This is a genomic window from Bacillus sp. URHA0034 (genome assembly GCF_056280405.1).
This window is the reverse complement of the sequence record NZ_JBWCDK010000002.1, coordinates 5,323,950-5,349,996: the sequence shown is the minus strand read 5'-3', so window position 1 is coordinate 5,349,996 and position 26,047 is coordinate 5,323,950. Positions and strand designations below refer to the sequence as shown.

General features: G+C 39.7%; 20 protein-coding genes and 3 riboswitches. Of the genes, 2 read left to right on the top strand and 18 right to left on the bottom strand.

Features of this window, described 5'->3' with window-relative positions:
- Window positions 1-9: 9 nt before the first annotated feature.
- The 14 genes from ACZ9EE_RS28000 to ACZ9EE_RS27935 form a co-directional block, all read right to left on the bottom strand.
- Complete coding sequence (locus ACZ9EE_RS28000) at window positions 10-846, bottom strand: lipoate--protein ligase family protein (RefSeq protein ID WP_476033128.1); 837 nt, start codon at window positions 844-846, stop codon at window positions 10-12.
- Window positions 847-1,150: 304 nt separating this feature from the next.
- The gene (gene purU / locus ACZ9EE_RS27995) at window positions 1,151-2,017 is read right to left on the bottom strand and encodes a formyltetrahydrofolate deformylase (RefSeq protein WP_476031833.1); all 867 of its coding nucleotides are present in this window, start codon (window positions 2,015-2,017) and stop codon (window positions 1,151-1,153) included.
- A gap of 139 nt (window positions 2,018-2,156) precedes the next feature.
- Window positions 2,157-3,557: a dihydrolipoyl dehydrogenase gene (gene lpdA, locus ACZ9EE_RS27990; protein ID WP_476031832.1), complete on the bottom strand. Its 1,401-nt coding sequence runs from the start codon at window positions 3,555-3,557 to the stop codon at window positions 2,157-2,159.
- A gap of 106 nt (window positions 3,558-3,663) precedes the next feature.
- The gene (locus ACZ9EE_RS27985) at window positions 3,664-3,969 is read right to left on the bottom strand and encodes an iron-sulfur cluster biosynthesis family protein (RefSeq protein ID WP_476031831.1); all 306 of its coding nucleotides are present in this window, start codon (window positions 3,967-3,969) and stop codon (window positions 3,664-3,666) included.
- Between the two features lie 34 nt (window positions 3,970-4,003).
- Window positions 4,004-4,885 carry a lipoyl synthase gene (gene lipA / locus ACZ9EE_RS27980; RefSeq protein WP_476031830.1) on the bottom strand — a complete coding sequence of 294 codons (882 nt, stop codon included), beginning with the start codon at window positions 4,883-4,885 and terminating at the stop codon, window positions 4,004-4,006.
- Between the two features lie 82 nt (window positions 4,886-4,967).
- A complete protein-coding gene (gene gcvPB / locus ACZ9EE_RS27975; RefSeq protein ID WP_476031829.1) occupies window positions 4,968-6,458 on the bottom strand; it encodes an aminomethyl-transferring glycine dehydrogenase subunit GcvPB in 1,491 nt (496 codons plus the stop codon).
- On the bottom strand, window positions 6,445-7,803 hold the full coding sequence (gcvPA, locus tag ACZ9EE_RS27970) for an aminomethyl-transferring glycine dehydrogenase subunit GcvPA (RefSeq protein WP_476031828.1): 1,359 nt from the start codon (window positions 7,801-7,803) through the stop codon (window positions 6,445-6,447). Before gcvPA ends, gcvPB begins: the two co-directional genes overlap by 14 nt.
- Before the next feature lies 1 nt (window position 7,804).
- Window positions 7,805-8,200: a glycine cleavage system protein GcvH gene (gcvH, locus tag ACZ9EE_RS27965; protein ID WP_476031827.1), complete on the bottom strand. Its 396-nt coding sequence runs from the start codon at window positions 8,198-8,200 to the stop codon at window positions 7,805-7,807.
- Window positions 8,201-8,326: 126 nt separating this feature from the next.
- Window positions 8,327-9,439 carry a glycine cleavage system aminomethyltransferase GcvT gene (gene gcvT, locus ACZ9EE_RS27960; protein ID WP_476031826.1) on the bottom strand — a complete coding sequence of 371 codons (1,113 nt, stop codon included), beginning with the start codon at window positions 9,437-9,439 and terminating at the stop codon, window positions 8,327-8,329.
- Between the two features lie 14 nt (window positions 9,440-9,453).
- Window positions 9,454-10,332 carry an L-serine ammonia-lyase, iron-sulfur-dependent, subunit alpha gene (sdaAA, locus tag ACZ9EE_RS27955; protein WP_476033127.1) on the bottom strand — a complete coding sequence of 293 codons (879 nt, stop codon included), beginning with the start codon at window positions 10,330-10,332 and terminating at the stop codon, window positions 9,454-9,456.
- Window positions 10,332-10,844, bottom strand: coding sequence for a serine dehydratase beta chain (locus ACZ9EE_RS27950; RefSeq protein ID WP_476031825.1), 513 nt, complete (start codon window positions 10,842-10,844; stop codon window positions 10,332-10,334). The genes sdaAA and ACZ9EE_RS27950 overlap by 1 nt, the downstream gene beginning before the upstream one ends.
- A 16-nt stretch (window positions 10,845-10,860) precedes the next feature.
- Complete coding sequence (glyA, locus tag ACZ9EE_RS27945; RefSeq protein ID WP_476031824.1) at window positions 10,861-12,111, bottom strand: serine hydroxymethyltransferase; 1,251 nt, start codon at window positions 12,109-12,111, stop codon at window positions 10,861-10,863.
- A 151-nt stretch (window positions 12,112-12,262) separates the two neighbouring features.
- Window positions 12,263-12,358, bottom strand: a riboswitch (glycine riboswitch).
- 221 nt (window positions 12,359-12,579) lie between these two features.
- On the bottom strand, window positions 12,580-13,968 hold the full coding sequence (locus ACZ9EE_RS27940) for an amino acid permease (RefSeq protein ID WP_476031823.1): 1,389 nt from the start codon (window positions 13,966-13,968) through the stop codon (window positions 12,580-12,582).
- A 287-nt stretch (window positions 13,969-14,255) separates the two neighbouring features.
- Window positions 14,256-14,312: riboswitch (glycine riboswitch) on the bottom strand.
- Window positions 14,313-14,315: 3 nt separating this feature from the next.
- Window positions 14,316-14,418: riboswitch (glycine riboswitch) on the bottom strand.
- A gap of 226 nt (window positions 14,419-14,644) precedes the next feature.
- Window positions 14,645-16,090, bottom strand: coding sequence for a DEAD/DEAH box helicase (locus ACZ9EE_RS27935; RefSeq protein WP_476031822.1), 1,446 nt, complete (start codon window positions 16,088-16,090; stop codon window positions 14,645-14,647).
- Between the two features lie 386 nt (window positions 16,091-16,476).
- On the opposite strand from ACZ9EE_RS27935, the gene ACZ9EE_RS27930 reads away from it, so the two are divergent.
- Window positions 16,477-17,826, top strand: a complete 1,350-nt coding sequence (locus ACZ9EE_RS27930) for an MFS transporter (protein ID WP_476031821.1) — start codon at window positions 16,477-16,479, stop codon at window positions 17,824-17,826.
- Window positions 17,827-18,076: 250 nt separating this feature from the next.
- Here ACZ9EE_RS27930 and ACZ9EE_RS27925 read toward each other — a convergent pair whose 3' ends face one another.
- The 4 genes from ACZ9EE_RS27925 to ACZ9EE_RS27910 form a co-directional block, all read right to left on the bottom strand.
- Window positions 18,077-19,657: a glutamate synthase-related protein gene (locus ACZ9EE_RS27925; protein ID WP_476031820.1), complete on the bottom strand. Its 1,581-nt coding sequence runs from the start codon at window positions 19,655-19,657 to the stop codon at window positions 18,077-18,079.
- 206 nt (window positions 19,658-19,863) lie between these two features.
- On the bottom strand, window positions 19,864-20,781 hold the full coding sequence (locus ACZ9EE_RS27920; RefSeq protein ID WP_476031819.1) for an ROK family protein: 918 nt from the start codon (window positions 20,779-20,781) through the stop codon (window positions 19,864-19,866).
- A 101-nt stretch (window positions 20,782-20,882) separates the two neighbouring features.
- Window positions 20,883-22,670: a beta-glucuronidase gene (uidA, locus tag ACZ9EE_RS27915; RefSeq protein WP_476031818.1), complete on the bottom strand. Its 1,788-nt coding sequence runs from the start codon at window positions 22,668-22,670 to the stop codon at window positions 20,883-20,885.
- A 134-nt stretch (window positions 22,671-22,804) separates the two neighbouring features.
- A complete protein-coding gene (locus ACZ9EE_RS27910) occupies window positions 22,805-24,178 on the bottom strand; it encodes an MFS transporter (RefSeq protein WP_476031817.1) in 1,374 nt (457 codons plus the stop codon).
- A gap of 394 nt (window positions 24,179-24,572) precedes the next feature.
- On the opposite strand from ACZ9EE_RS27910, the gene ACZ9EE_RS27905 reads away from it, so the two are divergent.
- Entirely contained in the window at window positions 24,573-25,811 is a 1,239-nt protein-coding gene (locus ACZ9EE_RS27905) for a helix-turn-helix domain-containing protein (RefSeq protein WP_476031816.1), read from the top strand.
- Window positions 25,812-26,047 lie beyond the last annotated feature (236 nt).

Sequence of the window (26,047 nt, the reverse complement as noted above, 5' to 3'; positions counted from 1 at the left end):
TTTTTATTTTTACCTTTTTAAATTCCAGTCATCGGAGGAATATTTATTTTTCGATAATTGATGTGAATACCACTCTTCTTCATTTGTTAAAACATATGGTTCTAACTCAACGTTTAGACCGAGCTCAAATCCTTTTCGAAAGGCTTCCTTTGCTTCCTTAAGTCCGATTATTCGATTGGAAATCGAATTAATCGCCACCGCTTTTTCGCGAAATGCACACTGCATTCGTTCTTTCACTCGTTCGTTTGAGTAATTAAAAATACTAAATAACTTTTCTTCATCTAAATCAAGTAAGATCGAGCCATGCTGCAGGATAACACCTTTTTGGCGTGTCTGGGCGCTTCCGGCAATTTTCCTGCCTTCTACGACAAGTTCATACCAGGAAGGTACGTCAAAACAAATGGAAGAGCGTGGTTTTTTTAAACTATTATGATCTTCTTCCGTTTTTGGTACAGCAAAACAAGCATCTAGACCTAGAAGTTTAAAACCTTCCAGCAATCCTTGAGAAATAAACCGATAGGCTTCCGTTACGTTTTTAGGGATACCAGGATATTCCTCCGCGACAATGACACTGTAGGTTAGTTCATGTTCATGCAGCACGCCGCGTCCGCCTGTCGGCCGTCTTACAAAACCAAGGTTATATTTTTTAACCATTTCAAAATTTATTTCTTTGTTCGCTTTTTGAAAATAACCAATAGACAGCGTAGCAGGATTCCACCCATAAAAACGAATGGTCGGTGGGAATTTCGCCTGGCTATGCCAATCTAACAGCGCTTCATCAAGTGCCATATTATAGTAAGGATCACAATTTCCTGAATCGATAAATCTCCACTTTTCTGTCATCAGCTTCATTCCCAATCGAATATTGTTGTTTGTAATACCATTGCTTTCAAGAAGATTTCATTAAAACTAGAAAACATGATCATCCTTGCTTTTTAAAACCACCAGCTATTAATCACTTTATATAGTGAATTCATTAAAATACCAACAGCAAAAAGCAGCAGCATGATATGTATGTAGTTTATTGTATGATTTCGTTTACTTTTGAGAAAAAAACATATCCAAAGAATAGCTAATATGAAATGAATGAAGTCTAGTACATGTTCATTTTCTGCCAATAACCTCATCTCCTATCATCTACCGTTTTAACTCATGTAAAAACAATCGTTTTATTACCATGGACAAGTACTTTATCCTCAACATGCCAGGAAACAGCTTCGGCAAGAACTCTCTTTTCCACATGACGTCCGGCCGTCTTTAGATCTTCTACTGTATAGCGATGATTAATCCGTTGGACATCCTGTTCAATAATAGGTCCTTCATCAAGATCATTGGTTACGTAGTGGGCCGTTGCTCCGATTAACTTTACACCTCGATTGAACGCTCTCACGTAAGGATTTGCCCCAACAAATGCCGGTAAGAACGAGTGATGGATGTTAATAATTTGATTAGGAAAATAGGATATAAAGTTTGGGGAAAGAATTTGCATATACCTTGCCAGGACAATAAAGTCTACTTTCCCTTCCAAAAGTTCCAATGCCTTCTGTTCGGCCTCTTCTTTCGTTTCATGTGACATGGGGATATGATAAAAAGGAATGCCATATCCCTCAACGACTTCTTTTAAATCCGGATGATTACTGATGACTAAAGGAATATCCACCACGATTTCCTTGGATTTCCAGCGCCAAAGCAGCTCATTGAGACAATGGTCTGCTTTGGAAACAAAGATGGCCATTCGCTTTCTTTTTTCATTACTGCTCAGCTGCCAATCCAAACTATAGTCCCGTCCCATTACATGTAAATCCTGTTCTAGTTTTTCAAATGAAGAATCAGATTCTTTCATTTCAAACTCAATCCGCATAAAAAATATACCTGAGTTTGGATCTGTTGTATGTTGGTCAAAATGGACAATATTCACTTTGTGTTCTAATAAGAAATTAGTTACTGTTGAGATAATGCCAGGCTTTTCTGGACAAGAAATTAATAATTTAACACGGTTCAGTTTAATTTTTGTCATTGATTCCACCATCCTTAGGCCTATGATTTATGTAAAATGAATGGAATAGAAGGGCTAATCGCCCCAACCAAAAGGCATCCACTCTTACTCTGAAATAGTTGATCTATTTTGTAACACTATCAATCTTAGAGTATACGACTTATCCATGAATTGCCTTTCCATCTACAGCTAACGCTGCTTCACCAATCGCTTCAACTAATGTGGGGTGTGGATGAATCATATCAGCAATATCCATTGAAGTTGCATTCAAAACTTGGGCTAATCCAAACTCTGTAATCATATCTGTTACATGGGGACCCACCATATGGGCGCCTAACAGTTTATTCGTTCCTTCTTCGACTACAAGTTTAACAAATCCATCTGACTCACCAAAAACGAGCGCCTTTCCGATTGCCCGGAATGAGAATTTACCGGTTTTAACTTGAAATCCTTTCTCCTTCGCTTCCTCTTCTGTAAGTCCAACACTTGCTACTTCTGGACTGCAGTATACACATTTCGGAACTTGAGTTGGATCAAGCACTTTCGGATTATTTCCTGCAATATGTTCAATCGCAATCATTCCCTCATGTGAGGCGACATGGGCCAGCTGTAATCCCCCAATAACATCACCAATTGCGTAGATGTTAGGTTCATTTGTTTGATAGAATTGATTGGTTTTGATAAAAGTCCCATTCATTTCAATGCCTGTTTTATCAAGCCCAATCCCTTCTATATTTGGCAGCCTGCCTACCGATACTAAAAGTTTGTCTGCAGAAAATGATACATCTTTCCCTTTATGTTCTGCCTTGATCATGACACCATCGCCTTTTTCAAGCGTTTCTGAAAGCACCTTTGCGCCTGTGACGATTTTCACGCCTTTTTTCTTTAGTAAGCGCTGGATTTCCTTGGAAACATCTTTATCTTCAGTTGGTAAAATTCGATCAGCATATTCAATCACTGTAACCTGGATGCCGAAGTCTACTAGCATCGATGCCCATTCGATTCCAATTACTCCGCCGCCCACAATGATAATCGAATTTGGCAACGCTTCCATTTTTAATGCTTCATCTGATGTCATGACATACATTTCATCTGCTTCCAAGCCATGAAATGTTCTTGGGCGGGAACCTGTTGCAATTAGGATATTTCGAGGACTTAAGATGACTTCCCCTTCCTCATTGTTTAATTGAACTAACACATCCCTTGACTCCAAGATACTCCCTCTCCCCGCATAAATATCGATTTTTCCTTTTTGCATTAAATGTTGGATCCCTTTATACAGTCGGTCCTGAATTTCTTCTTTCCTGGCTTGTACCTTTGTAAAATCAAGTCCGACTTCTGGGGCAATTACCCCAAAACGATCGGCATTTTTTGTTTGTGTGTATAATTCTGCACTTCTTAATAAGGCCTTGGTTGGGATACATCCGGCATGAAGGCATGTTCCACCGATTTTTCCTCTTTCGACTACCGCCACTTTTAATCCTAATTGTGAGGCGCGTATGGCAGCAACGTAGCCTCCCGGTCCCCCGCCGATAATCACTAAGTCATATTCTTTTGTCATTTTCATTTCTCCTTTCCATAATACCTATATTACCCACAGGAAAACTTTGATTTATAGTGATAAAACACGTGATTCTCCTAGGGAATTAACATTAGCCAGGTTCCTATTAATCTATCTCGATTGCACACGCACTTGAGATAAAGCTGTCTCCGACTAGAAAGCCATGGTCGTCTTGATAATCAATTACTGTTTCTTCATCTAAATAACGTTTTGTAAAGCGATCCAGTCGGATCTGCAGCCCTTCTATCTCTATGTATAAATCGTTTCGACGCGGTTCATCAAAAAGAATCGAAAACTTAACTGTCATCCCGCATCCGCCGGCTACCTCCGCATCAATCCGAGGAATTCCCTCTTCATTCCCAGCTAATTCTTTTAGCTTGTTTATGGCTGCTTCTGTCATTTTTACTGTCATGGGACCTCACTTCTCCTAACGCTTATTTCCTTGGCTACGCGTTCGCCTTTACTGCATTGACCTGTTCATCGGCATGATAAGAGGAGCGAACAAGCGGGCCTGCTTCGCAGTGACTAAATCCTTTTGACATCGCTATTACTTTCAGTTCATCAAACTCCTGCGGACTCCAATATTTTTGAACTTTTAAATGATGTTTGGTCGGTTGTAAATATTGGCCGATCGTCATAATATCGACATTGTTCACACGAAGATCATCCATCGTTACGATAATTTCTTCTTTTGTCTCTCCAAGACCAATCATAATGCTTGATTTTGTTGGAATAGCAGCATTTAGTTCTTTTGCCCGGCGTAAAAATTCAAGGGAACGCTCGTAGGTAGCCCGTGCTCGAATTTTTGGTGATAAACGTTTTACCGTCTCAATATTGTGATTTAAAATGTCGGGCTTCGCATCCATTAATGTCTTTAAGTTGTCATACTCACCCTTCATATCGGAAGGAAGTACCTCAATACTACAAAATGGATTACGGCGTCTTACTGCTCTGACCGTTTCTGCAAAAACCCCGGCTCCCCCATCCTTTAAATCGTCGCGGGCAACCGCGGTAATCACGACATGCTTTAACCCCATCTGCTCCACAGATTCAGCGACGCGCTCCGGCTCTCCCCAATCAAGCTCTGTCGGCAGCCCTGTTTGAACTGCACAGAATCTGCAGGCCCTTGTACATATACTTCCTAAAATCATAAAGGTTGCCGTTTTTCGTGATGCCCAACATTCATGAATATTCGGGCATTTGGCTTCTTCACAAACTGTATGAAGCTTTTTTTCACGCATCATCATTTTTAAACCTGTATACTGTTCATTCGTATTTAATTTTATCTTGAGCCATTCTGGTTTACGTACATACTCGGTGACCATCATATTCACTCCTATGAACGGATCGATTTATTAACTTGAAAAACATCTGTGCAGCGTATCCCCCTGCACAGATGGAAGTTTCATTTTAGGCGTTTATTGTTTCTTTTTCTTTCACTGCCGTTTCCTCTTTTGTATAACGCAAAATCGGTTGTCTGGCTGCCTGCACCTCATCCAATCGGCCAATCACCGTTGAATGTGGTGCCTCTAATACAATACCTGGGTTTTCCTCTACCTCTTTGGAAATTTGAATCATCACATCAGCAAAGGCATCCATGGTTTCTTTTGACTCTGTTTCCGTCGGTTCAATCATCAAACACTCCTCCACATTGAGTGGGAAGTAAATGGTCGGCGGATGGTAACCAAAATCCAACAGACGTTTGGCCATATCGAGTGTTCTTACCCCTAACTTTTTCTGTCTTGACCCGGATAGCACAAATTCATGCTTACAAATTTGTGAATATGGTGCATCAAAATACGGCTCAAGCTTTTTGCGAAGATAGTTCGCATGAAGGACGGCACCTTCCGATACTTGACGTAATCCTTCGGGTCCCATGGTGCGAATATAGGTGTAGGCACGCAATAGAATTCCGAAGTTTCCATAATACCCTTTCACCCGGCCGATGGAGAGAGGCTGGTTATAGTCTAGTTGATATTGATTATTTTCTTTGACCACCCGTGGAACTGGTAAAAACGGAATCAGCTTCTCTTTCACGCCGACTGGACCCGCACCTGGGCCGCCCCCGCCATGAGGAGTCGTAAAGGTTTTATGAAGATTTAAATGCACGATGTCAAAGCCCATTTTACCAGGTGTTGTTTTTCCTAAAATCGCATTTGCATTCGCACCGTCATAATACAATAAACCGCCCGCTTCATGGACAACATGAGCAATTTCAACAATTTCTTTTTCAAACAGTCCGAGCGTATTCGGATTTGTCAGCATCAGTGCGGCAGTGTTATTGTCGAGATGTTTCTTTAATTCTTCCAGGTCGACTAACCCATGCTCATTGGATGGAATCGTTATCGTTTCATAACCGGCAACCGATGCACTTGCAGGGTTGGTTCCATGTGCCGAGTCCGGAACAAGGACTTTTGTTCTCACTTCACCTTTTTGTTTATGATAGGCTTTGACCATCATTAACCCTGTCCATTCACCTTGTGCTCCTGCTGAAGGCTGTAAAGTTACTGCATCCATTCCTGTGATGACCGCGAGCTCCTCCTGTAATTCATATAGAACTTCTAATGCACCTTGGACCGTTTCAATTGGCTGGTAGGGATGAATACGGCTAAACCCTTCCAAACGCGCTACATCTTCATTAATTTTCGGATTGTACTTCATGGTACAAGAACCAAGTGGATAGAAACCGTTATCGATCCCATGATTTTTATTCGAAAGCGCTGTATAATGGCGAACAAGCTGCAATTCTGATACTTCCGGGAGTTCTGCCGGAATATCACGAATCAGATGCTGCGGAAGTTTATTCTTTATATCCACTTTTGCAACATCACTTTCCGGAAGGCTTGAACCCACTCGTCCCTGACGACTAATTTCGAAAATCAGATTATTATAATCCACCATTTACAACAGCCTCCAGTACCTCGATAAATTGGTCTATCTCTTCTTTCGTCCTCTGCTCGGTTACTGCGATCAGCATTTTATTATCAAAGCCGTAATCTCTGTCTAAGTCAAAGCCTCCGATGATTCCCGCCTCAAGCAATTTTGCGTTAACTTCTTTAACAGGAAGGGGAAGTTCGACCACAAATTCATTAAAGAATGGTGCTTGGTTCGTAATGATAAAGCCTTTCTTTTGCAGGCATGTTGTCATGTAATCAGCTTTTTCAAAGTTTAATTGAGCCATCTCACGAATTCCTTGCTTCCCAAGTGCACTCATACAAACAGCCGAAGCAAGTGCATTTAAAGCTTGATTTGAACAAATATTGGATGATGCCTTATCACGGCGAATATGTTGTTCACGTGCTTGAAGTGTTAAGACAAAGCCACGCTGTCCTTTCTCATCTGTCGTTTGCCCGACAATCCTTCCAGGGATTTTCCGCATAAATTTCTTACTAACGGCAAAATAACCACAGTGCGGGCCGCCGAAGGACATCGGAATTCCTAATGGCTGCATATCGCCGATCACAATGTCCGCCCCCAGTTTACCGGGAGCCTGCAGGAGCGCCAGCGCCAGCGGATTGGCACTTACAATAAAAAGGGTTCCGTTAGCTGCGGCAATTTTCTTAATTTCTGCCAAATCCTCAATCGAACCGAAGAAGTTAGGATATTGAACGATTACAGCGGCAGTTTCCTTATCAATTTGTTCCTGCAATTTTTCTAAGTCGGTAACATCAGCAGCAAGATTCACATCTTCTACTGTATACCCTTGACCACTTGCTACCGTAGTTAAGATTGCGCGTGATTCAGGATGAACGGCCTTTGATACAAGCACCTTCGAACGTCTTGTCGATGAAACGGCAAGTGAGGCCGCTTCTGCAAGTGATGTAAACCCGTCGTACATGGAAGAATTGGCAACATCCATTCCCGTCAGCTCACATACCATCGTTTGAAACTCAAAAATCGCCTGTAATTCACCTTGGCTGATTTCCGGCTGGTAGGGAGTATAGGCTGTATAAAATTCAGAACGGGAAATCATGTGGTTGACCACACTTGGTATGTAGTGATCATAAGTTCCTGCCCCTAGAAAGGTCGGGTATTGATTCGCATGTTTATTCTTGGAAGCAAGGCGATTCATTTTCTTTTGTAGAAGGACTTCAGGATCCGCCTTTGGTATATTTAGCTCACCTTGCAATTGAATTTCCGCAGGAATATCTTCAAACAACTCATCAATAGAAGACACTTTTAAAAAAGCGAGCATTTCTTCTTGATCTTGTTTCGTATCAGGGAGATATCGGTAAGTAGATGTCATTCTATTCCTCTCCTTCATTTATAAATGCTAGATAATCATCTTCATTTAACAGGGATTCCAGTTCTTCGGGGCTAGACATTTCTACTTCTACTAACCAGCCTTTTCCGAATGGGTATTCGTTAATGGTCTCAGGTGAATCATCTAACTCATCGTTGATCCGAACAACTGTACCTGATACGGGAGAATAAATTTCAGAAACTGCCTTTACTGATTCGATTGTTCCCATAGATTCATCAGCTGTTACTTCATCATCTACTTGCGGATTTTCAACAAATACGATATCTCCTAACTGTTTTTGTGCATAATCAGAAATTCCAATCCGCACTCGATTTCCGTCTAATTGTAGAACCCACTCATGTTCCTTGCTATATAGTAAGCTTGCAGTCGCTTGTGCCATTATATTTACTTCCTTTCGATTTTTAAATTTGAGTTTACTATTTTTAGATTATTTTTTAATTCATTTACATCAGGCGGCCTTGCTGCCGTCTGTACCCGAGGTTAACTGGTAAATCCTGATATTCTATTAACCTCTTTTATAGAATGGTGTTTTCACCACAACAGCATCAATAAGCTTATTTCGAATTTCTACTCTTAACGGTGTCCCTACCTCAGCATGTTCCGCTGCTATTAATACTAGTCCAATGCTTTTCTTTAATGTCGGTGATTGGGTTCCAGAGGTCACAACACCAATGTCGTCTCCATCTTCTGAAAGGACTCTATAGCCATGACGCGGGATCCCCCGTCCTGTGGCTTCAATCCCCACTAATTTTCGTTTTAATCCTGCTTCTTTTTGCACTAAAAGAGCAGCTTTTCCGATAAAGTCACTTTCTTTTCTCAGTTTTACCGCGAAGCCGATGCCTGCTTCAAGCGGACTAATATCACTTAACAATTCTTGACCATAAAGTGCTAGACGTGCTTCTAAACGAAGCGTATCACGTGCTCCAAGGCCACATGGCTTTAGGCCGTCTTCATATCCTGCGTCTAAAAGGATTTCCCAAAGTGCTTCCGCTTGCCGAGCTTCGAAATAGAGCTCAAAACCATCTTCTCCTGTATAACCCGTACGGGATACGAGTACCTCTGTTACACCGCCAAGTACAACATGTTGGGCAAAATTAAATGAGCCTATCTTGGATAGATCGAAACCCGTTAACTTTTGCAAGATCCCTTCCGATTTTGGTCCTTGAATCGCAAGCTGGGCGGTTTCATTGGAAATATTTTGGAGCGTCATCTCTCCCTTTACATGTTGCTGCATCCAGCTGAAATCTTTTTCTATGTTGGCGGCATTAATGACTAGTAAATATTTTTCATTCGCTAATTTGTAAACTAGTAAATCATCCACTGTTCCGCCGTCTGGATAACACATGGCGGTATACTGTGCTTGATTGATGGCTAGCTTTGTCACATCGTTTGTGACGAGGCAGTTGAGGTAACTCTCTGCATCTTTCCCCTCAACAAGCACTTCACCCATATGAGAGACATCAAAGAGTCCTGCTTTTGTTCGGACTGTCTCATGCTCTTCTAAAATGCTCGAAAATTGGACTGGAAGTGCCCAGCCGCCAAAATCTATCACCTTCGCACCAAATTTTCCATACGCTTCGAAAAGTGGTGTTTGCTTTAAAGCTGATTCCGTACCCATCTTGGTCCCCCCTATTATTTCCTGCAAAATAGTCGTTCTTTGACTTGTTTTCCTGTTTCAGTCGTTGCCAGGCCGCCAAGTGCGGTTTCGCGAAGTGTCCGAGGCATATCCTTTCCGACCCTATACATGGCTTCAATTACTTCATCACAAGGAATACGGCTCTCAATCCCGGCAAGGGACATGTCAGCTGCTGAAAATGCGATAGAGGTTCCGATTACATTCCGCTTAATGCAAGGAACTTCAACAAGACCTGCCACTGGGTCACAAACCAAGCCCAAAAGTGACTTCATCGCAATGGCAGTGGCATTTACAGCTTGCTGTGGTGTACCCCCTTTCAACTCAACAATGGTTCCGGCGGCCATCGCCGTTGCCGAACCGACCTCCGCCTGGCAACCACCCGCTGCTCCCGATATGAAGGAACGGTTTGCAATCACATAGCCAAGCATACTTGCTGTAAATAACCCCATGACTAAATCCTTAAAAGGCGTACCATCATTTTTATGAAGTGAAAACAAGACCCCGGGCAAAATGCCGGCTGCCCCGGCAGTTGGCGTTGCTACAATAACCCCCATCCGCGCATTGTTTTCTGAAGTTGCTAATGAAAAGGCCATTGCATTGCTAATATAGTTTCCTGACAGAAATTTACCTTGATTCAGATAATCATACATCTTGACGGCATCACCGCCGGAAAGACCGCTTGGGGCGGCTGATGCATCATTTATACCGCTATCAACAGCATCTTTCATTTTGATCAACCGTTCTTCCATCATGTTGATAATGGTTTCTTGGTCTTTTCCTGATCTGTTTACTTCCATCAACAACATCATTTCACCAACGGTTTTTTGTTCTCTAACGCAAGTATCGATCAGTTCTCTCATAGATTGAATTTCCATCATTTTGCCCCCATCAATCTTTTCCTTTTCGGTTGATAATGACGAGCAAGAGCTGTAAAATCATCCCCGGCACTCAAACGAATATCGACCATTTCGTCGTTAATCATAAAGATTTTTGATAAGCCTCCACCGAGTGAAACGCCGCCCACTTTTACGACATGTTCCTCCCATTTTGCTGTGACGATGGCTATATTTGGATGGTCATAATACTTACAGTCTTCTGCAAATTCGAACCGGTACTCCATCCCATCCTTTTTAGCCCACTCCAATGAATACTTTATTCGTGGATCATCCGTCTCCATCCCCAATAAACCGCCAAGAAGTGCTTTATCTGTTCCATGGCCTTGATAGGTTTCAGCAAAAGAATCATAAAAGACAATTTTTGCTTCTTGCGGACAATCTCCCAATAATTCGTAGATAAACTTTCCGATCGAAACGACCCCTGCTGTATGAGAGCTCGACGGTCCAACCATGATTGGACCGATAATGTCAAAACAACTCTGAAATTCCATCCCCATGACCCCTTTCTTAGACTGTGATTGCCTGCTCGAATAACGGAAAAGCGTCACATATGGTTTTAGTTGTTTCCTTTGCTTTCTCAAGGACAACTTGGTCCCCTTTACTCTTCAGTACAAAAGCAATGACTTTTCCGATTTTCACCATTTCGTCCTGCTTCATGCCTCGTGTTGTTAAAGCCGCTGTTCCCATCCGGATACCGCTCGTTACAAACGGTTTTTCCGGGTCATACGGAATCGTATTTTTATTAACGGTTATGCCTGCTTTTTCTAATAATTTTTCAGCTTCTTTTCCAGTTAGGTTCCACGGACGTAAATCTAAAAGAACAATATGGTTATCTGTTCCACCAGAAACAAGGGCCGCACCTTCATTCTTCAATGTCTCGCCAAGCGTGGCTGCATTTTCAATCACTTGTTTCGCATATTCCTTAAAGCTTGGCTGTAAGGCTTCTTTGAAAGCAACCGCCTTGGCTGCAATGATGTGCATGTGCGGGCCGCCTTGTATCCCTGGGAACACTGATTTATTAATAGCTTTTATGATCTCTTCATCATTTGTTAAAATAATGCCACTGCGCGGGCCTCTTAACGTTTTATGCGTAGTGCTCGTTACAACATCGGCATAGGGAATCGGAGATGGATGGAGTCCGGCTGCTACAAGTCCTGCAATATGCGCCATATCGACCATCAATTTTGCGCCGACTTGATCAGCAATTTCTCTAAATCTCGCAAAATCGATCTTTCTAGGGTAAGCACTTGCCCCTGCAATAATCAATTTCGGTTTTTCCTGTTTCGCAATTCGCTCGAGTTCATCATAGTCGATCAATTGAGTATCTTCTCGTACCCCATAGGACACAATTTCAAACCATTTGCCTGAAACACTTACAGGGCTTCCGTGAGTTAAATGACCGCCCTGTGAAAGGTTCATCCCCATCACTTTATCACCAGGCTGAAGGAGGGCGAAAAATACAGCAAAATTTGCTTGTGCACCCGAGTGTGGCTGGACATTTGCAAATTTGACACCAAACAGCTCTTTTAGGCGATCAATCGCTGTTTGTTCTGCTACATCGACCACTTCACATCCTCCATAGTAGCGCTTCCCTGGATAGCCTTCCGCGTATTTATTGGTCATCACACTTCCCATTGCTTCTAACACATCTTGGCTGACAAAGTTTTCAGATGCAATCAACTCCAAGGTTTGAAGCTGGCGATGCTGTTCTTTCCTAATTGCTTCAAAAATGGTTGAATCATTTTGTTGTAATCCCATTCCTACTCCTCCTTGAAATATGCTCAAGCTACCCTTCGGTGTGTGTCGAAATAGAAGACTCATCTGCTTCATCATTCCAAGTTATTAATAGTGAAACACTGCTTTTTTTGCACGCAAAAAAGGACAGCAGAAGGGTAGCTAAAAGCTTCATTATCCCTTCTCTGTCCTTTTACCTGAGAGTTTAGTTCCGTTTAGAACATTCCCCTTTGGTGGCATATATTGATATGCGCTCTCCAGAGTTGCGTCCAATTGTGGTTCCATCTACCTGAGAGATTAATTCCAAGGGTTTTTTTGGAACTTGCTCCTTCGGTGGCGTGTAAAAAGTGCACTCTCCCACAACTGTCATCCGCTCTATTTTTTTGTTATTTTCAGAATAGTTGTTAAAGGAATTCAAGTCAAGCGTTTTTTGTTTATTTTTTGAAAACGGTAACATTAATGAAAAAATATGACTGTCCTTGGTGATGCTAATTAGTTTTCTGGTATAGTTTTGTGATTCGCTTGTTCGACTTGATTTGAATTCATACTCCGTATCTTATAAATAGCAATCAGCAAAATAAACCAGACTGGCGTAACAAACAAGGCAATACGGGTATCTTCCGCTAAAGCAAGCACGACAAGAACGAAGGCTAGGAAAGCAAGGATCAAGTAATTGGAAAATGGATAAAGCGGTAATTTAAATTGGTTGACTTTTGCCAGGTCGGGTCTTGTTTTACGGTATTTTAAATGGCTGATGACCGTTATTCCCCAAATAAAGATGAAACATACAGTTGATATACTTGTAATGAGTGTAAATACTCCTTCTGGCATAACATAGTTTAAAATAACAGCAATTAAAATTACCACAGTTGAAAAGAACAAGGCATTTGAAGGTACTTTTCGTGACGTAAGTTTAGCAAATGATTCAGGTGCATTTTTATCTTTTGCAAGTGAATATACCATCCGGCTAGTACTGAAGACCGCACTGTTACAGGCTGAAGCCGCGGATGTTAGGACGACAAAATTGACAATTCCGGCAGCAGCTGCGATACCAACTGCAACGAAGACTTGGACAAATGGGCTTTTCGCCGGATTTATGGCGTTCCAAGGATAAATGCTCATGATGACTACTAGCGCACCAAGGTAGAAAAGAAACACGCGAATGGGGATATTATTGATTGCCTTCGGGATGACTTTTTCCGGATCTTTGGTCTCACCTGCTGTAAGTCCCACCAGTTCAATTCCTACAAAGGCAAAGACAACCATCTGGAAGGATAATACAAATCCATTGATTCCATTCGGGAACATTCCCCCATGTTTCCATAAATTCGTGAAAGCGGAAGGTCCGGAATTAGTAGAGAAGCCTTTAAGGATCATGAAAATACCAACTACAATCAGGGCAACAATCGCGATGACCTTGATTAAGGCAAACCAGAATTCCATTTCACCAAAAAGTTTAACAGTTGTAAGGTTCATTATTAACAAAATGACCAAGGCAATTAAACCCGGCATCCACTGTGGAACAGTAGGAATCCAATATTGAGTATAGAGACCAACGGCTGTTAAGTCTGCCATAGCAATAGAAATCCAGCAGAACCAATAGGTCCAGCCAGTAATAAAGGCTGCCATATTACCTAAATAGTCTCTTACAAAGTCAACAAAAGAATGATAGTTCAAATTGGATAAGAGAAGTTCGCCAAGTGCACGCATGATTAAAAAGCAAATGGCCCCCGTAATCATATAAGCAAATAAAATCGATGGTCCTGCTAAATGAATCGATTTTCCCGCACCAAGAAATAATCCCGTTCCTATGGCTCCACCAATAGCGATTAGTTGTACATGCCTGTTTTTTAGGCCTCTTTCCAATTTTTGTTCCTGCATTCGATTTCCCCCTTTACTTTTCAAGGATGTTTACAATTTTCGCCAATTTAAATCTATTAAATTTAAATCCTATTCATTGCAAATTAATACCCCAATAAAAGTTTAATTTAAAAAAGCGCTTACAATTTTAAAGAAAATAATACTACCAAGACCAGCATGTCCTACAGCGTTCACCCAGTGACTCATCCCTTCTTAGATTTAATAGCACAATCCTCCTTTTTTTAGTTTGTGCTATCTCTCCCAACAAAAAAAAGACAGGGGGAAAGATAGATGTTCTTCTATCTTTCCTCTGTCCTTTTACCTGAGAGTTTAACTCCTTTGGTGGCACATGGCTCTCTCCAGAGACGCGTCCTATTATGGTCCTTTTACCTGAGAGATTATTACCCATTTTATTGGGTACTTGCTCCTTCGGTGCCAAACAATACGTTTGGTCTCTCCCATAATATTCATCCGCTATCATACATTTAATTTACATACTACTCTACGGAAAGGATGATGTCAAATTAATAATCAGAATTTATTAATTATTCCAAAAAAGTATATCACTATTAGATAAACGTCACACTTTTCAACTTAAGCTTACCCTTGCTTTACATTTCATCCAAGATTCTGCCATGCTTTTTCAAAAAAATGATCCATCTCCATATATGTGGCTTATCGTCCTTGTTTGTTTTTATTATTTAAGGGCTTTACTAACTTTTAACTTCTTTCCTTTTATGGTTGCATTCTCCATAGCTTGTAACACGAGCGAGCCTTTTCCATTTAGTATATCAACATAGGACATTTGATCCTGGATCGTAATAATCCCAATATCGTCTGCAGTTACTCCAGGAATTTTCGCTATTGTTCCAACAAAATCTACCGCTCGAAGCTTCTTCTTTTTTCCACCGCTAAAATATAGTTTCATGATATCTTGGTTAATTCTTGCCGTTTTATTATTTCTTACGACTCGCCGTCCGCTTATTTTTTCGTCGAAAGCAGCCTGGTTACCAGCCACTTCATGTGGATTTGGTGCATCCATTATTGGAATCTCAAAGCCAATATACCGTTCTATAGCTTTAACGAATTTTCCTTCATAAGGTGTCACAAACATAATCGCTTTTCCTTCATTACCGGCGCGACCGGTTCGGCCTGTCCGGTGGACATAACTTTCTTTTTCCATCGGAACATCGTAGTTGATAACAAGTGTCACATTATCAATATCAATTCCTCGTGCAGCTACGTCGGTGGCCACTAAATAACGGAAATTCCCCATTTTGAAACCATCCATTACAGCAAACCGATCTTGTTGTTCTAATCCGCCATGGAGTCTTTCACACGAATAATTGGATTTTTCCAATTCGGTATAAACCGTATCGACGTGTTCTTTTGTTCGGCAAAAAATAAGACAGCTGTCTGGATTTTCAACGACGGTAAGGCTTTTCAAGAGTGAAATTTTTTCATCTTCCTTCACTTCGATTAGACGATGTTCTATTGTATCCGTCGTAATCCCACTAGCCTCAATCTCGACATGAATAGGATTTTTCATATACTTATGGCAGAGATTTTCCACATCTTTCGGTAAAGTTGCCGAAAATACCATTGTTACTCTGTTTAAAGGAAGTTTATTGATAATTTCTTCTACTTCATCGATAAAACCCATATTAAGCATTTCATCCGCTTCATCTATTACTAGATACTTGATTTTATCTAAAACCAGGGTCTCTCTTTCAATATGATCGATCACACGGCCTGGGGTACCAACAACTATATGCGTTTTTTGTTTCAATTCTTCTTTTTGTTTCGTAAAAGGTTCTTTTCCGTAAACGGCCATCGCTTTGATCCGTTTAAACCTTCCAATATTCGTCATGTCTTCGCGAACCTGAACAGCCAGCTCTCTCGTTGGTGTCAGGATTAAGGCCTGTGGCAATTTTTCTTCCCATTCAATCATTTCGCATATTGGAATTCCAAAGGACGCAGTCTTGCCGCTTCCTGTTTGCGATTTGACGACAAGATCTTGATTTTCCAATGCTAATGGTATGACTTTACTCTGAACCTCTGTCGGAGCTTCATATTTTAATACCTGTAAAGATCTTCTTATTTCACCGCTTAACTTATAATCCTCAAATTTTGTTTCACTCATGTATTAACCTCGTTTTTTTGTATTATCCGGCTTACCAATAGGATTTCTCTCAAAGAAATATCATATGCATAATCTGAATATGGTTCATTATACTTGAAACTTCCGTGGGCATAAACGTTTCTTTTAATGTTTTGCTTTGTTAGGTGTCTTTTCCCTTTAAGGAATGTCTGGGTTGATACCGTTTAGCTTCCTTTGCCTTCGTATAATAATGGGCATATTCCGAAAACATTTCTCAAAAGCCGATTACCTTTTTGTATCTTGTCTTTATATCTCTGATTAAAGGAAAGCCCAGTTCCTCTGAGTACCTTTTTCTGGCAATATGTTTTATCATTATTACAATAAGATTTAAATAACATTTACAAAGAAAATCACCGGAGGAGAAAATTATGTCTAAACCAACCAAAAGCCGCTATCTTTTTATTACTGCCGTTGCTTTGGGAACGTTGCTGAACCCCTTGAATTCTTCGATGATTGCCGTCGCGCTTTCCCGTATCCAAAATCAATTTTCTCTTTCATTTACCGATGCATCATGGCTTATCTCCACTTATTATCTTGCCAGTGGTATCGGTCAGCCGGTAATGGGAAAACTCGGCGATGCGTTTGGACTAAAGAAAATGTATTTAATTGGGCTGATTATGATTGCAGCAGCATCAATTGCCGCTCCCTTTTCTCCTAGTTTTGGTTGGCTGATTGCGATCAGGATCATCCAGGCAATCGGAAGTTCAGCGCTTTTCCCGGCAGGAATGGGAATCATCCGCAAATCAATCACGGAAAACCAAGCGCAGGCACTGGGTGTCCTTTCGATTTTTTCATCCGTATCAGCTGCATTCGGTCCTTCCATCGGTGGATTTCTCACACACTACTGGGATTGGCAAGCGATCTTTTTGGTCAACTTTCCATTCATTTTGGCAGCCTTTTTTCTAGGGCTATTTATTCTTCCCAAAGATAGTAGAGATAGAAGCCGGAAAGTCACCATCGATTATATTGGAATCCTTCTATTTACTTTGTCTATTTTAAGTTTGTTATTGTTTTTGCTGTCATGGGAAACCGGTGTTAACTGGGTTGAACTTTTGGTAAGCATGGTTTTTATTTTCGTTTTTTATACATACGAAAGCAAACAAACCCAGCCATTTATTAATGTACTAACTCTTAAAGAAAACCTGAATATGAGTTTTGTGTATGTACAATTTATCCTGGTCAATATAATTTTCTATTCAATTTTCTTCGGGGTGCCGCTCTATTTGCAAAATGTTCGCCATTTCGATTCCAAGACTACCGGTCTTATCATGCTATCCATTGCGGGTTTTGGCATTATCGTCTCGCCATTGGCTGGTCGATGGATTGACAATCGGGGTTCGAAACCTGCTTTAATCGCAGGGACATCCTGCATGATTGCAGGTTCTTTGCTTCTTCTTACCATCCACGGTTCATCGTCCGCGGCATGGATATTCTTTTCTTTATCGGTCCTTGGATTAAGCAACGGCTTCAACAATCTTGGTTTGCAGACGGCCCTTTACACGTTTATTCCTCCTGCCGAAACAGGTACTGCTTCGGGGCTTTTTATGACATCTCGTTACATTGGGACGATTTTTTCTTCTAGTTTACTGGGGATCCTATTCGGGAAGCAATTTACCACCAGCCATTTCCATGTAATGGCCATCATCTGTGTAATCATCGGAATCTTGATTATGCTGTTGACAATTCGGATGCCTCAGTCATTGAAACAGAGTCAATAGCAAAAGGGACACCGAATCGTGTCCCTTTGTTATAATTGATATTCAATAATAGTAGCACTAGATGTTAAAATTCCACTGTATTTATTAGGATAAACTAACTCGTTAAAAAGAATGATTTGTATGATGTACTTTTAAATGATTCCACTTTTAATTCCAATTCTATTTTAATGCAATCCAAATATATTGCCACAGTGATTAATCACTCTATTATTTTTTCCATCAACAGATAGTACCAATCTATAAAGTTCTTTTAAAATAATTCCGCCGAAGAATCAGGAATTGGAAACAGTTCTGATAACCTTTTTATTTTTCCATCGACATCTTTAAATACAATGTGATCACGATTGAATTTACGGGGGCTATCAATTCCACAAGCGGCAGCTAAGGCAAACAAACCTTGACGAACATTAATGATGTAGTTCATGACTCTCCATTTCTTTTCCTCTGGTACAAGGGCTTCTTGATATTTTTGATCAGTGGTCGTTACGCCTGTAGGGCATTTACCCGTATGGCATTGAAGAGCCATGATACAGCCGTTAGCAATCATAAATCCTCGTGCAGAGTTCACCGCATCTGCACCAATCGCAAGGGCAATAGCAATTTTATCGGCTGAAATTAACTTTCCTGATGCAAAAATTTTCAGCTTATTTCTCAGACCAAACTGATAGGCCTTATCAACAACCGCAATTAAAGCGGGATATAAGGGAAGCCCCATAGTATCTGCCATTGATTTGTAAGTGGCGCCTGTTCCACCTTCTCCGCCATCAACCGTAATAAAGTCCGGATAAATCCGAAGCTTATTCATGGTCTCGAAAAATTCGTCCAAGTTGGATGGATGTCCAACGACAATTTTGATTCCGACAGGTTTTCCACCTTCATCTTGCAGCATTTTGATAAATTGCAACGTTTCGAGCGAATTATGCAAAAATGGAAAGCGATTTGGTGAATTAATGGTTTTCCCCACTGGAACCTTACGAATGTTTGCTACCTTCGTTGTAACCTTCGATCCCTCCAGATGTCCGCCACGGATTTTTGCCCCCTGGCCGAACTTAAGCTCAAACGCTTTTATATTCGGTTCCTGGGCTTTAAACTTAAATTCATCTATGGAAAAATTCCCTTCGTCATCGCGGAAGCCAAATATTCCAGGACCAATTTGAGCGACCACATCTACACCACTTTCTAAATGCTCTGGTGCAACTGCGCCCTCGCCCGTATTAATCCATGAACCACCGGCCATACGGCTGCCATGACCTGTTGAAAGGATATAGTTTTCGCCGACTGCTCCGTAAGATGTGGCAGAGGCTCCAAATGGACCGCGAAGTCTCCATGGAACTTTCCGATTACCGCCAACGATGATTGTCTCTTCTTCATGGTAAAGCCAACGTGTTGTTTGGTCCTTTTCTAGCTGTTCGTGACGAGTAAACAATCCTTCATGATCAATTTTATATTTCATAGAGTGGACATTTTCTTGATTGTCAACCCTTAACTCTTCATTTAATAAGGGAAACAAACCATTTGCAATATAAAAACCTTGCTTATCAAAGTCACGTTTGGAACCGAAACTTAAAAGATCACTTCGATATTTGGCAGAAAAAACAATCCCTAAAAAATCTGTTCGTGAAAATGGTTTTCCACTATTGTCATCATCAAACCAATATTGCCTGAATTCCGGGCCAATCTTTTCTAATAAGTACCGCATCCATCCCAAATAAGGATGTGCTCTGATAATCGAATGCTGTGGTTTCCTTGCTAAAATATTTAACCACAAAAGTAAGGCAATGGGCCCTATAATAAACACAATCAATAGAAAGATAAAAATAGTCCATACCATCTAACAATCCCTCCTTTTCTAACTAATATTGAAACAATATATCCGTAATTCTGATGCTGGGCGGTTATTTTTTCATTACTATCATGTTTATTTAAAACTCCCCTTTATGTTGCATGATACAATTGATAATTTGTTCCTTTCATACGAAAAACGACCACAAGCTCCTTATCAAGCTTGTGGTCGTTTTTCGGTTGTTCTTTATTTGATTAATGCTTTATAAAATTCGAGCTTGTGTATTCTTTACTGACAAAGAAATGATACAATGCCCCATGAAGGTTGGCATCATTATGAAACTTACAAGCAACTACTTTAGGATTGGCTGTATGCAAAGGGTTGACCCTTTTTATTTCTTTAATTGCCCATTGAATTCTTTCAAGCAGAATTGGCTGAACACTAATTCCTCCACCAATTGCAAAAACTTCCGGATCTAATATATAGTTTAGATTTAGTATTTGTGCGGCTAAGTAAATGCAATATTCATTGAAAATCGTATTGGCTTCTAAATCGTTGTTCTTGATATATTTAAATACCGTTTCTCCATCTGTTGGATCTTCAAGTTTCTTTATTTCGGCAATCCTTCGCACCATATCAACAGCAGAACAAACCAACCCAAAATATTCTGCTTTCCTTGTATTTGGATTGATTTGATTCATTATATAACTTACTTCACCTGCAGATAATTGAACCCCGCGGTGAACCTTTCCATCAATAATGATTCCACCTCCTACTGCACTTCCAAGTACGAGTACCACCGAATTTTTAGCATCTTTCACACTTCCAAGCCATAATTCGGCTAATGCTGCACACTTTGCATCATTTTCGATAGTTACATCTTTACCATATCTCTTTTCAATGTTATTTTTCAAATTTACTTCATGTAAAAAGGGGAAGGAACCACCATAATAAATGGTTCCGGTATCCACATCAATTGTTCCTGGGCAACTGATTGCAATTCCCTTTATATCAATTAAGTCATACCCCTCAATAATAGAAAATATCACTTTCTCAAAATCATTTAAATTTGTCCTAGGAGTTGGCTGTTTGCCATTGCTTACAATATTTGCCGCTGCATCCATTAATGAATATTTAACAAACGTTCCTCCTATATCTATTACCAAATACATAATAAATCTCCTCTAATTTTCCCATAAGTATGGTTTAATCTGGCAACAGTCGTTAGTTTTCGTAACCATATTAACCAAATAACAAACTTAATATTAAGGCCTTAGTCCTTATAGTTAAAATCAGGTATGACTGTCCAGCGTCTTCTCAGCTCGTGTGCTACGGACTTAGGTTTACGATCACGTGTAAAGATACCTTTTTTATTTCCCTGAACACGGATAATTCCTTGGCTAGTTGCAAAATCAGCAAAGTTCCATACCTGCTCGCCAACAAACTGATTAAATTCATCAAACACTTCGTGGTTTGCTCTATAGAATTCTACTTGATATTCTTCAGTAAACATAACCGGCTCAACATCGTGCAATCCTGCAACGGTATCAGCACCATATTCGGTCATCATGAACGGTTTGTTAGGGCATCGTTTTAGCCAGCCATTAAATTCGGTGCGAAGCTTTTCTTTAGCTGATACTAAATCACCGCCATCAACATACCAGCCGTAGTAACGGTTAAAGGTAAGAATATCCAATAGTTCCGCAACTTGATCCTTTTCAGGTGAAGATTCAATTTGAGTAACAATAGTAATAGGACGTTTTTGCGGATCCAGATCTTTTGCCAGTTCGATTAGAGGCTTAAAATATTCATATGCCCCCTCTTCCTCCGAGGCAGGTTCATTGGCGATATTCCACATAACAACAGAGGGGTGGTTCTTGTCGCGTTCGATTAATTCCTTGATAACCTGTTGATGATGTTCGAATGTTTTAAGCTCCTTCCAAGTACTTCGAAGTTCTCCACCGTTATACATCACCATCATGTTCAAGTGCAATCCTACTGCTGGAACTTCATCAATGACGACAAACCCTTCACGGTCAGCAAGACGCATGATTTCTTCCGAATACGGATAATGGGCCGTACGGAACGAGTTTGCCCCAGTCCATTTCATTAGGTTGAAATCCATAACATTTGCTGCTTCATCAAACCCTCTTCCATGAATAGGCGAATCTTCATGCTTGCCAAATCCTTTGAAATAAAAAGGCTTATTATTAATAAAGAACTTGCCCTCTTTTATCTCTACTGTCCTAACACCAAATGGCTGTTCATAAACATCAACGATTTCACCATGCTTTACCAACTCTACCCGAAGTGTATACAAGTAGGCATTTAGCGGCTCCCACAGCTTTACGTTTGGGATTCTAATTGTCTCGGAGACTCCTTCAGCCTCTCCAACGATAACACCTAAATCATTTACAGCTTTTACTTTTACTTGTGCCGAACCTACTATATCAATAGAATAATGAACCTTCCCATCTAATGAAGTTACAACCGTTACATCCTTAACATAAGTAGTCGGTGTTGTATAAATTTTCACGGGGCGATGTAACCCAGCGTAGTTGAAAAAATCGAAATTAGGCTGGTTGCGAATAACCTTTCCAACGCCAGGAATATTTTTTTCCGTTACAAAGCCAACCGGTAAGGTTGTTTCATCCACAATATTATTGACTGCAACAGTTAATCGATTTTTCCCCTTTTGCAAAAAGTTATTAATTTCTGCCTCAAATGGCAAATAACCACCTTTATGCTCGACAACGAGTTCTCCATTTACATATACCTTTGCAAAATGTGTGGCAGATCCAAATCGCAGAAACACTCGTTCAGCGGTAAGAATATTCGGTAGTGTAAGTTCTCGTTCATACCAAACCCAACCAACATGGTCACGTATACTTGCATTCACTCCAATTTCATTGAAAGATCCAGGAACTGCCATACTTCTTGTATCGTTTAATTTGGCCTTTTGCCAATTTTCTTGAATTCCAATTCCTGGGTCCAGCTTAAAATTCCAAATCCCGTTTAAATCAATTATGCTTCGTGTGTCTGTAACAATAGGATATAACATCTCTAAATCTCCTTTAATACAATAATAGCTTCAGTGAACTTTGATTCAATTGCAAAGAAAGTAATTTATCTATTAAATTGATTTTAATTTTAGGGAGATAGTTAAAAGTGTGTTACAAGCTATCTCCCTATTTTTCATGCGGTTTTACCAGAATTCACTTCATTTCTTTTTACTTCTAAATCATTTACAAGTTGTGCAGTACGTTTTTTGTTTAAAGGGTATAAGAAGGAAATAAATCCAAAAACCAATAATAGACCAATTGCTGGTATTAATGTAGCAAGTGTATGAATGCCTTGGAGTGTACTTTGAGTTTGTGACTGAAGAGCTGGATTATAGCCAACAGCTGCAACCGCTGCACCACCTATACCGCCGGCAAGAGCTTGACCTACTTTCCGGGCAAAAGAATATAGCGAGTATATGGTTCCATCCTCGCGTAAACCAGTTAAATATTCATGATAATCCACTAAATCAGTAATAAACGCCCAACTTACTAAGTTAAATAAGGCATAACCAAACATACCTATAGATAAAATCCCAATAAATTGTATGGCTGTTAAATTTGGCAACAGGTATAAAATGAAGTAGACAATTGATGCAAGCAAGAATCCTGTTGAAACGACTTCTTTTTTTCCAAACTTTGCTACCAAGGGTTTAACAAGCGGCATCCCTATAAATATAGTAGCTGATTGAACAAGGCTGAGCATGCTTAATATTTTTGCATTTCCGAAATAATCCTTAAATAAATAAGTATTTACAGTACCCATCAACATTAAACTTATTAAGAAAATAAGTGATCCAATTAGGAAAACTATTAATGGCCTATTCTTGGAAAGACCCTTTAGGGTTTTTGCCAAATTAACATTTGGTTTCGCGGATTCATTCATTACTACTCGTTCAACACTTAATTTATAGCAAGCCATATAACTTGAGATTGATAGAATTCCGAAAATGATGGCTCCCATTAAAAAGTGATTAGCATCAGCTTTATTATTTACGAACATGAGCAAGGGTCCGACTACTCCAACAATTAATTGTGCCAAAGTTGCTCCAAGAGATCTCCAAGTTGATAAAGTTGTACGCTCTACCGGGTCCGCTGTAATTACCGAAGCCATTGAACCGTAAGGAATATTAACCGTACTATACAATGTTCCCCATAGGATGTAGGTTACATAGGCATACGCTGTATAAAATCCATTTGACATCCCTGGAATATGAATAAACATTAATATACCTGAAATCACAAGCGGGAATGACATCCTATAAACCCAAGGCTTGAATTTCCCATTTTTCCCTGCCTTTCTTGTATCAACAAAACGTCCCCATGAAACGTCTGCAACAGCATCCCACAGACGGGCTAATAGGAATAACCCCCCTACACCCGCAGGATTTAGATGAAAAACGTCAGTATAATAGACCATCAAGAATGATGCTACAAGACCAAAAAAGAAGTCATTTCCAAAATCACCAAACAAGTACCCGATCTTATCTCTGAAACCAAATGGACGCATACAAGTCACCTCAAGAATATTTTGATATTAGATAGAATGCGAAAAATAAATTATATGGTAGCATCATACATACGTTGAATCCGTTTACATTTCATTAAAAACTTACTAAAGAAATTTGAATTATTTTTAGTAATCCTTTTCCCATGTCACCGTTTGCATATAATAAGTTGTATTACTTCAAACCGGGGCCCTAACTTGACAGCGTTATCAATGCTTGCGAGATAAATCTCTCCACTCTTGGTTCTTAGCTCTACCTCCTTATTAAACTTTTGAAATCGATTTCTTAAAGAGATTATAGTTTTTATTCCGGCTATTTTATGGTATGTTTTACAGATAAAAAGTAAAAATTACATTTTAATTTGATTTCCTTTTTTACAAAAATGGGGGTATACGAATGCGTATCTTTAAACAAGAGGATTTAGAATTTATTTGTAACTTAGCTTTTAACATGTATAAAATACCCGTTTACTACTTTAATAATAATGGAGATTTAGTCTATGAAATGGCTCCTAATTTTCGGCATAATCCCTTATACCCTTCAAATTCCGCTATAATTGCTGAACTATTTTCGGGAATCGGGCTTCATCATTTTCCCGTACTAAAGGAAACAGCTTACCTTGAAAAGTTTTTTTCAATCAGTATACACTCTAATGATCAATCAAGTGGAAATATAATTGTTGGCCCTGTTATTAATTTCAGGATGACAGAGGATACCATCAATGGTACCTTAAGAGACCTGCAAATTAGAGGAAGGAAAGAAGAAATGGTTAGTTATTATACCGATCTTCCCGTTCTAAGTAATTTTAATTTAATAAATATGAGCATGGTTATTTATTACATGGTTTATCAACAAAAATTGGAATTGGCAGATATCTTGCAGAATAATGAGGAAGTAGAAAAGAAAAAGATTGAGGTAGAGCCTCCTGATATTCAAATAACCGAAGGACGCCAAAATAAGATTGTTCATACCGACATATCCATTGAAAATAACTTCTTAAATTATATAAGAACAGGTAAAAAGGATGAATTATTAGAAAGTTTTCACGCTATTCAAAAACAAGGAAAAAAAGGAGTTCTTTCAAAGACTAGTTATCTGCGAAGCCAAAAAAATCTAGCAATTTCAATTATCACCCTCGCAACAAGAGCAGCAGTAGAAGGTGGACTTTTTCAAGAAATAGCTTATAACCTTAGTGATTTATATATCCAGAAACTCGAGGAACTAACTGAAAGTAAAGCAGTTGATCGATTAACAGAAAATGCCTTATTAGAATTTGCTGAACGAGTAGAAAATAGCAAAAAACGTAAATACTCTAAGCCTATTAATATGTGTCAAAATTTTATTTTTAACCATCTTTACGAGAATATAACCCTTTCCCAACTAGCTGAATTAACTTCCTTGAATCCCAATTATCTATCTAATCTTTTTAAGAAGGAAGTAGGAATTTCAATTCTGCAATTTATCCAACAGACTAAGATAGAGGAAGCAAAAAACCTATTGTCTTATTCTAGCTATACTTTAGCTGAAATTTCCACTCTCCTAAACTTTCATGATCAAAGTCATTTTGCGAAGGTTTTCAAAAAATTCGCTGGAGTTACACCAAAACAATATATAAATGGAAATATGAAGGGCTAAAAATAATTCTATAGGTATTCGCCCATGTTTAGGGCCTCTTATTTTTTCATAACAACAAGTTATTAAGAAAGCAGGGAATTTGGACCATGCCTCCCTGCTTCCTTCTACTATTTTTAAAGACCCGCCAAGGGACTTGCAGAGTCTATATATATTCTTCCTACAAAGAACGGGCGTTTTTCATTCTATGGATATATTTAACCTACAAGGACAATCGCTTGGGTAGAGCTTTGGTGTCA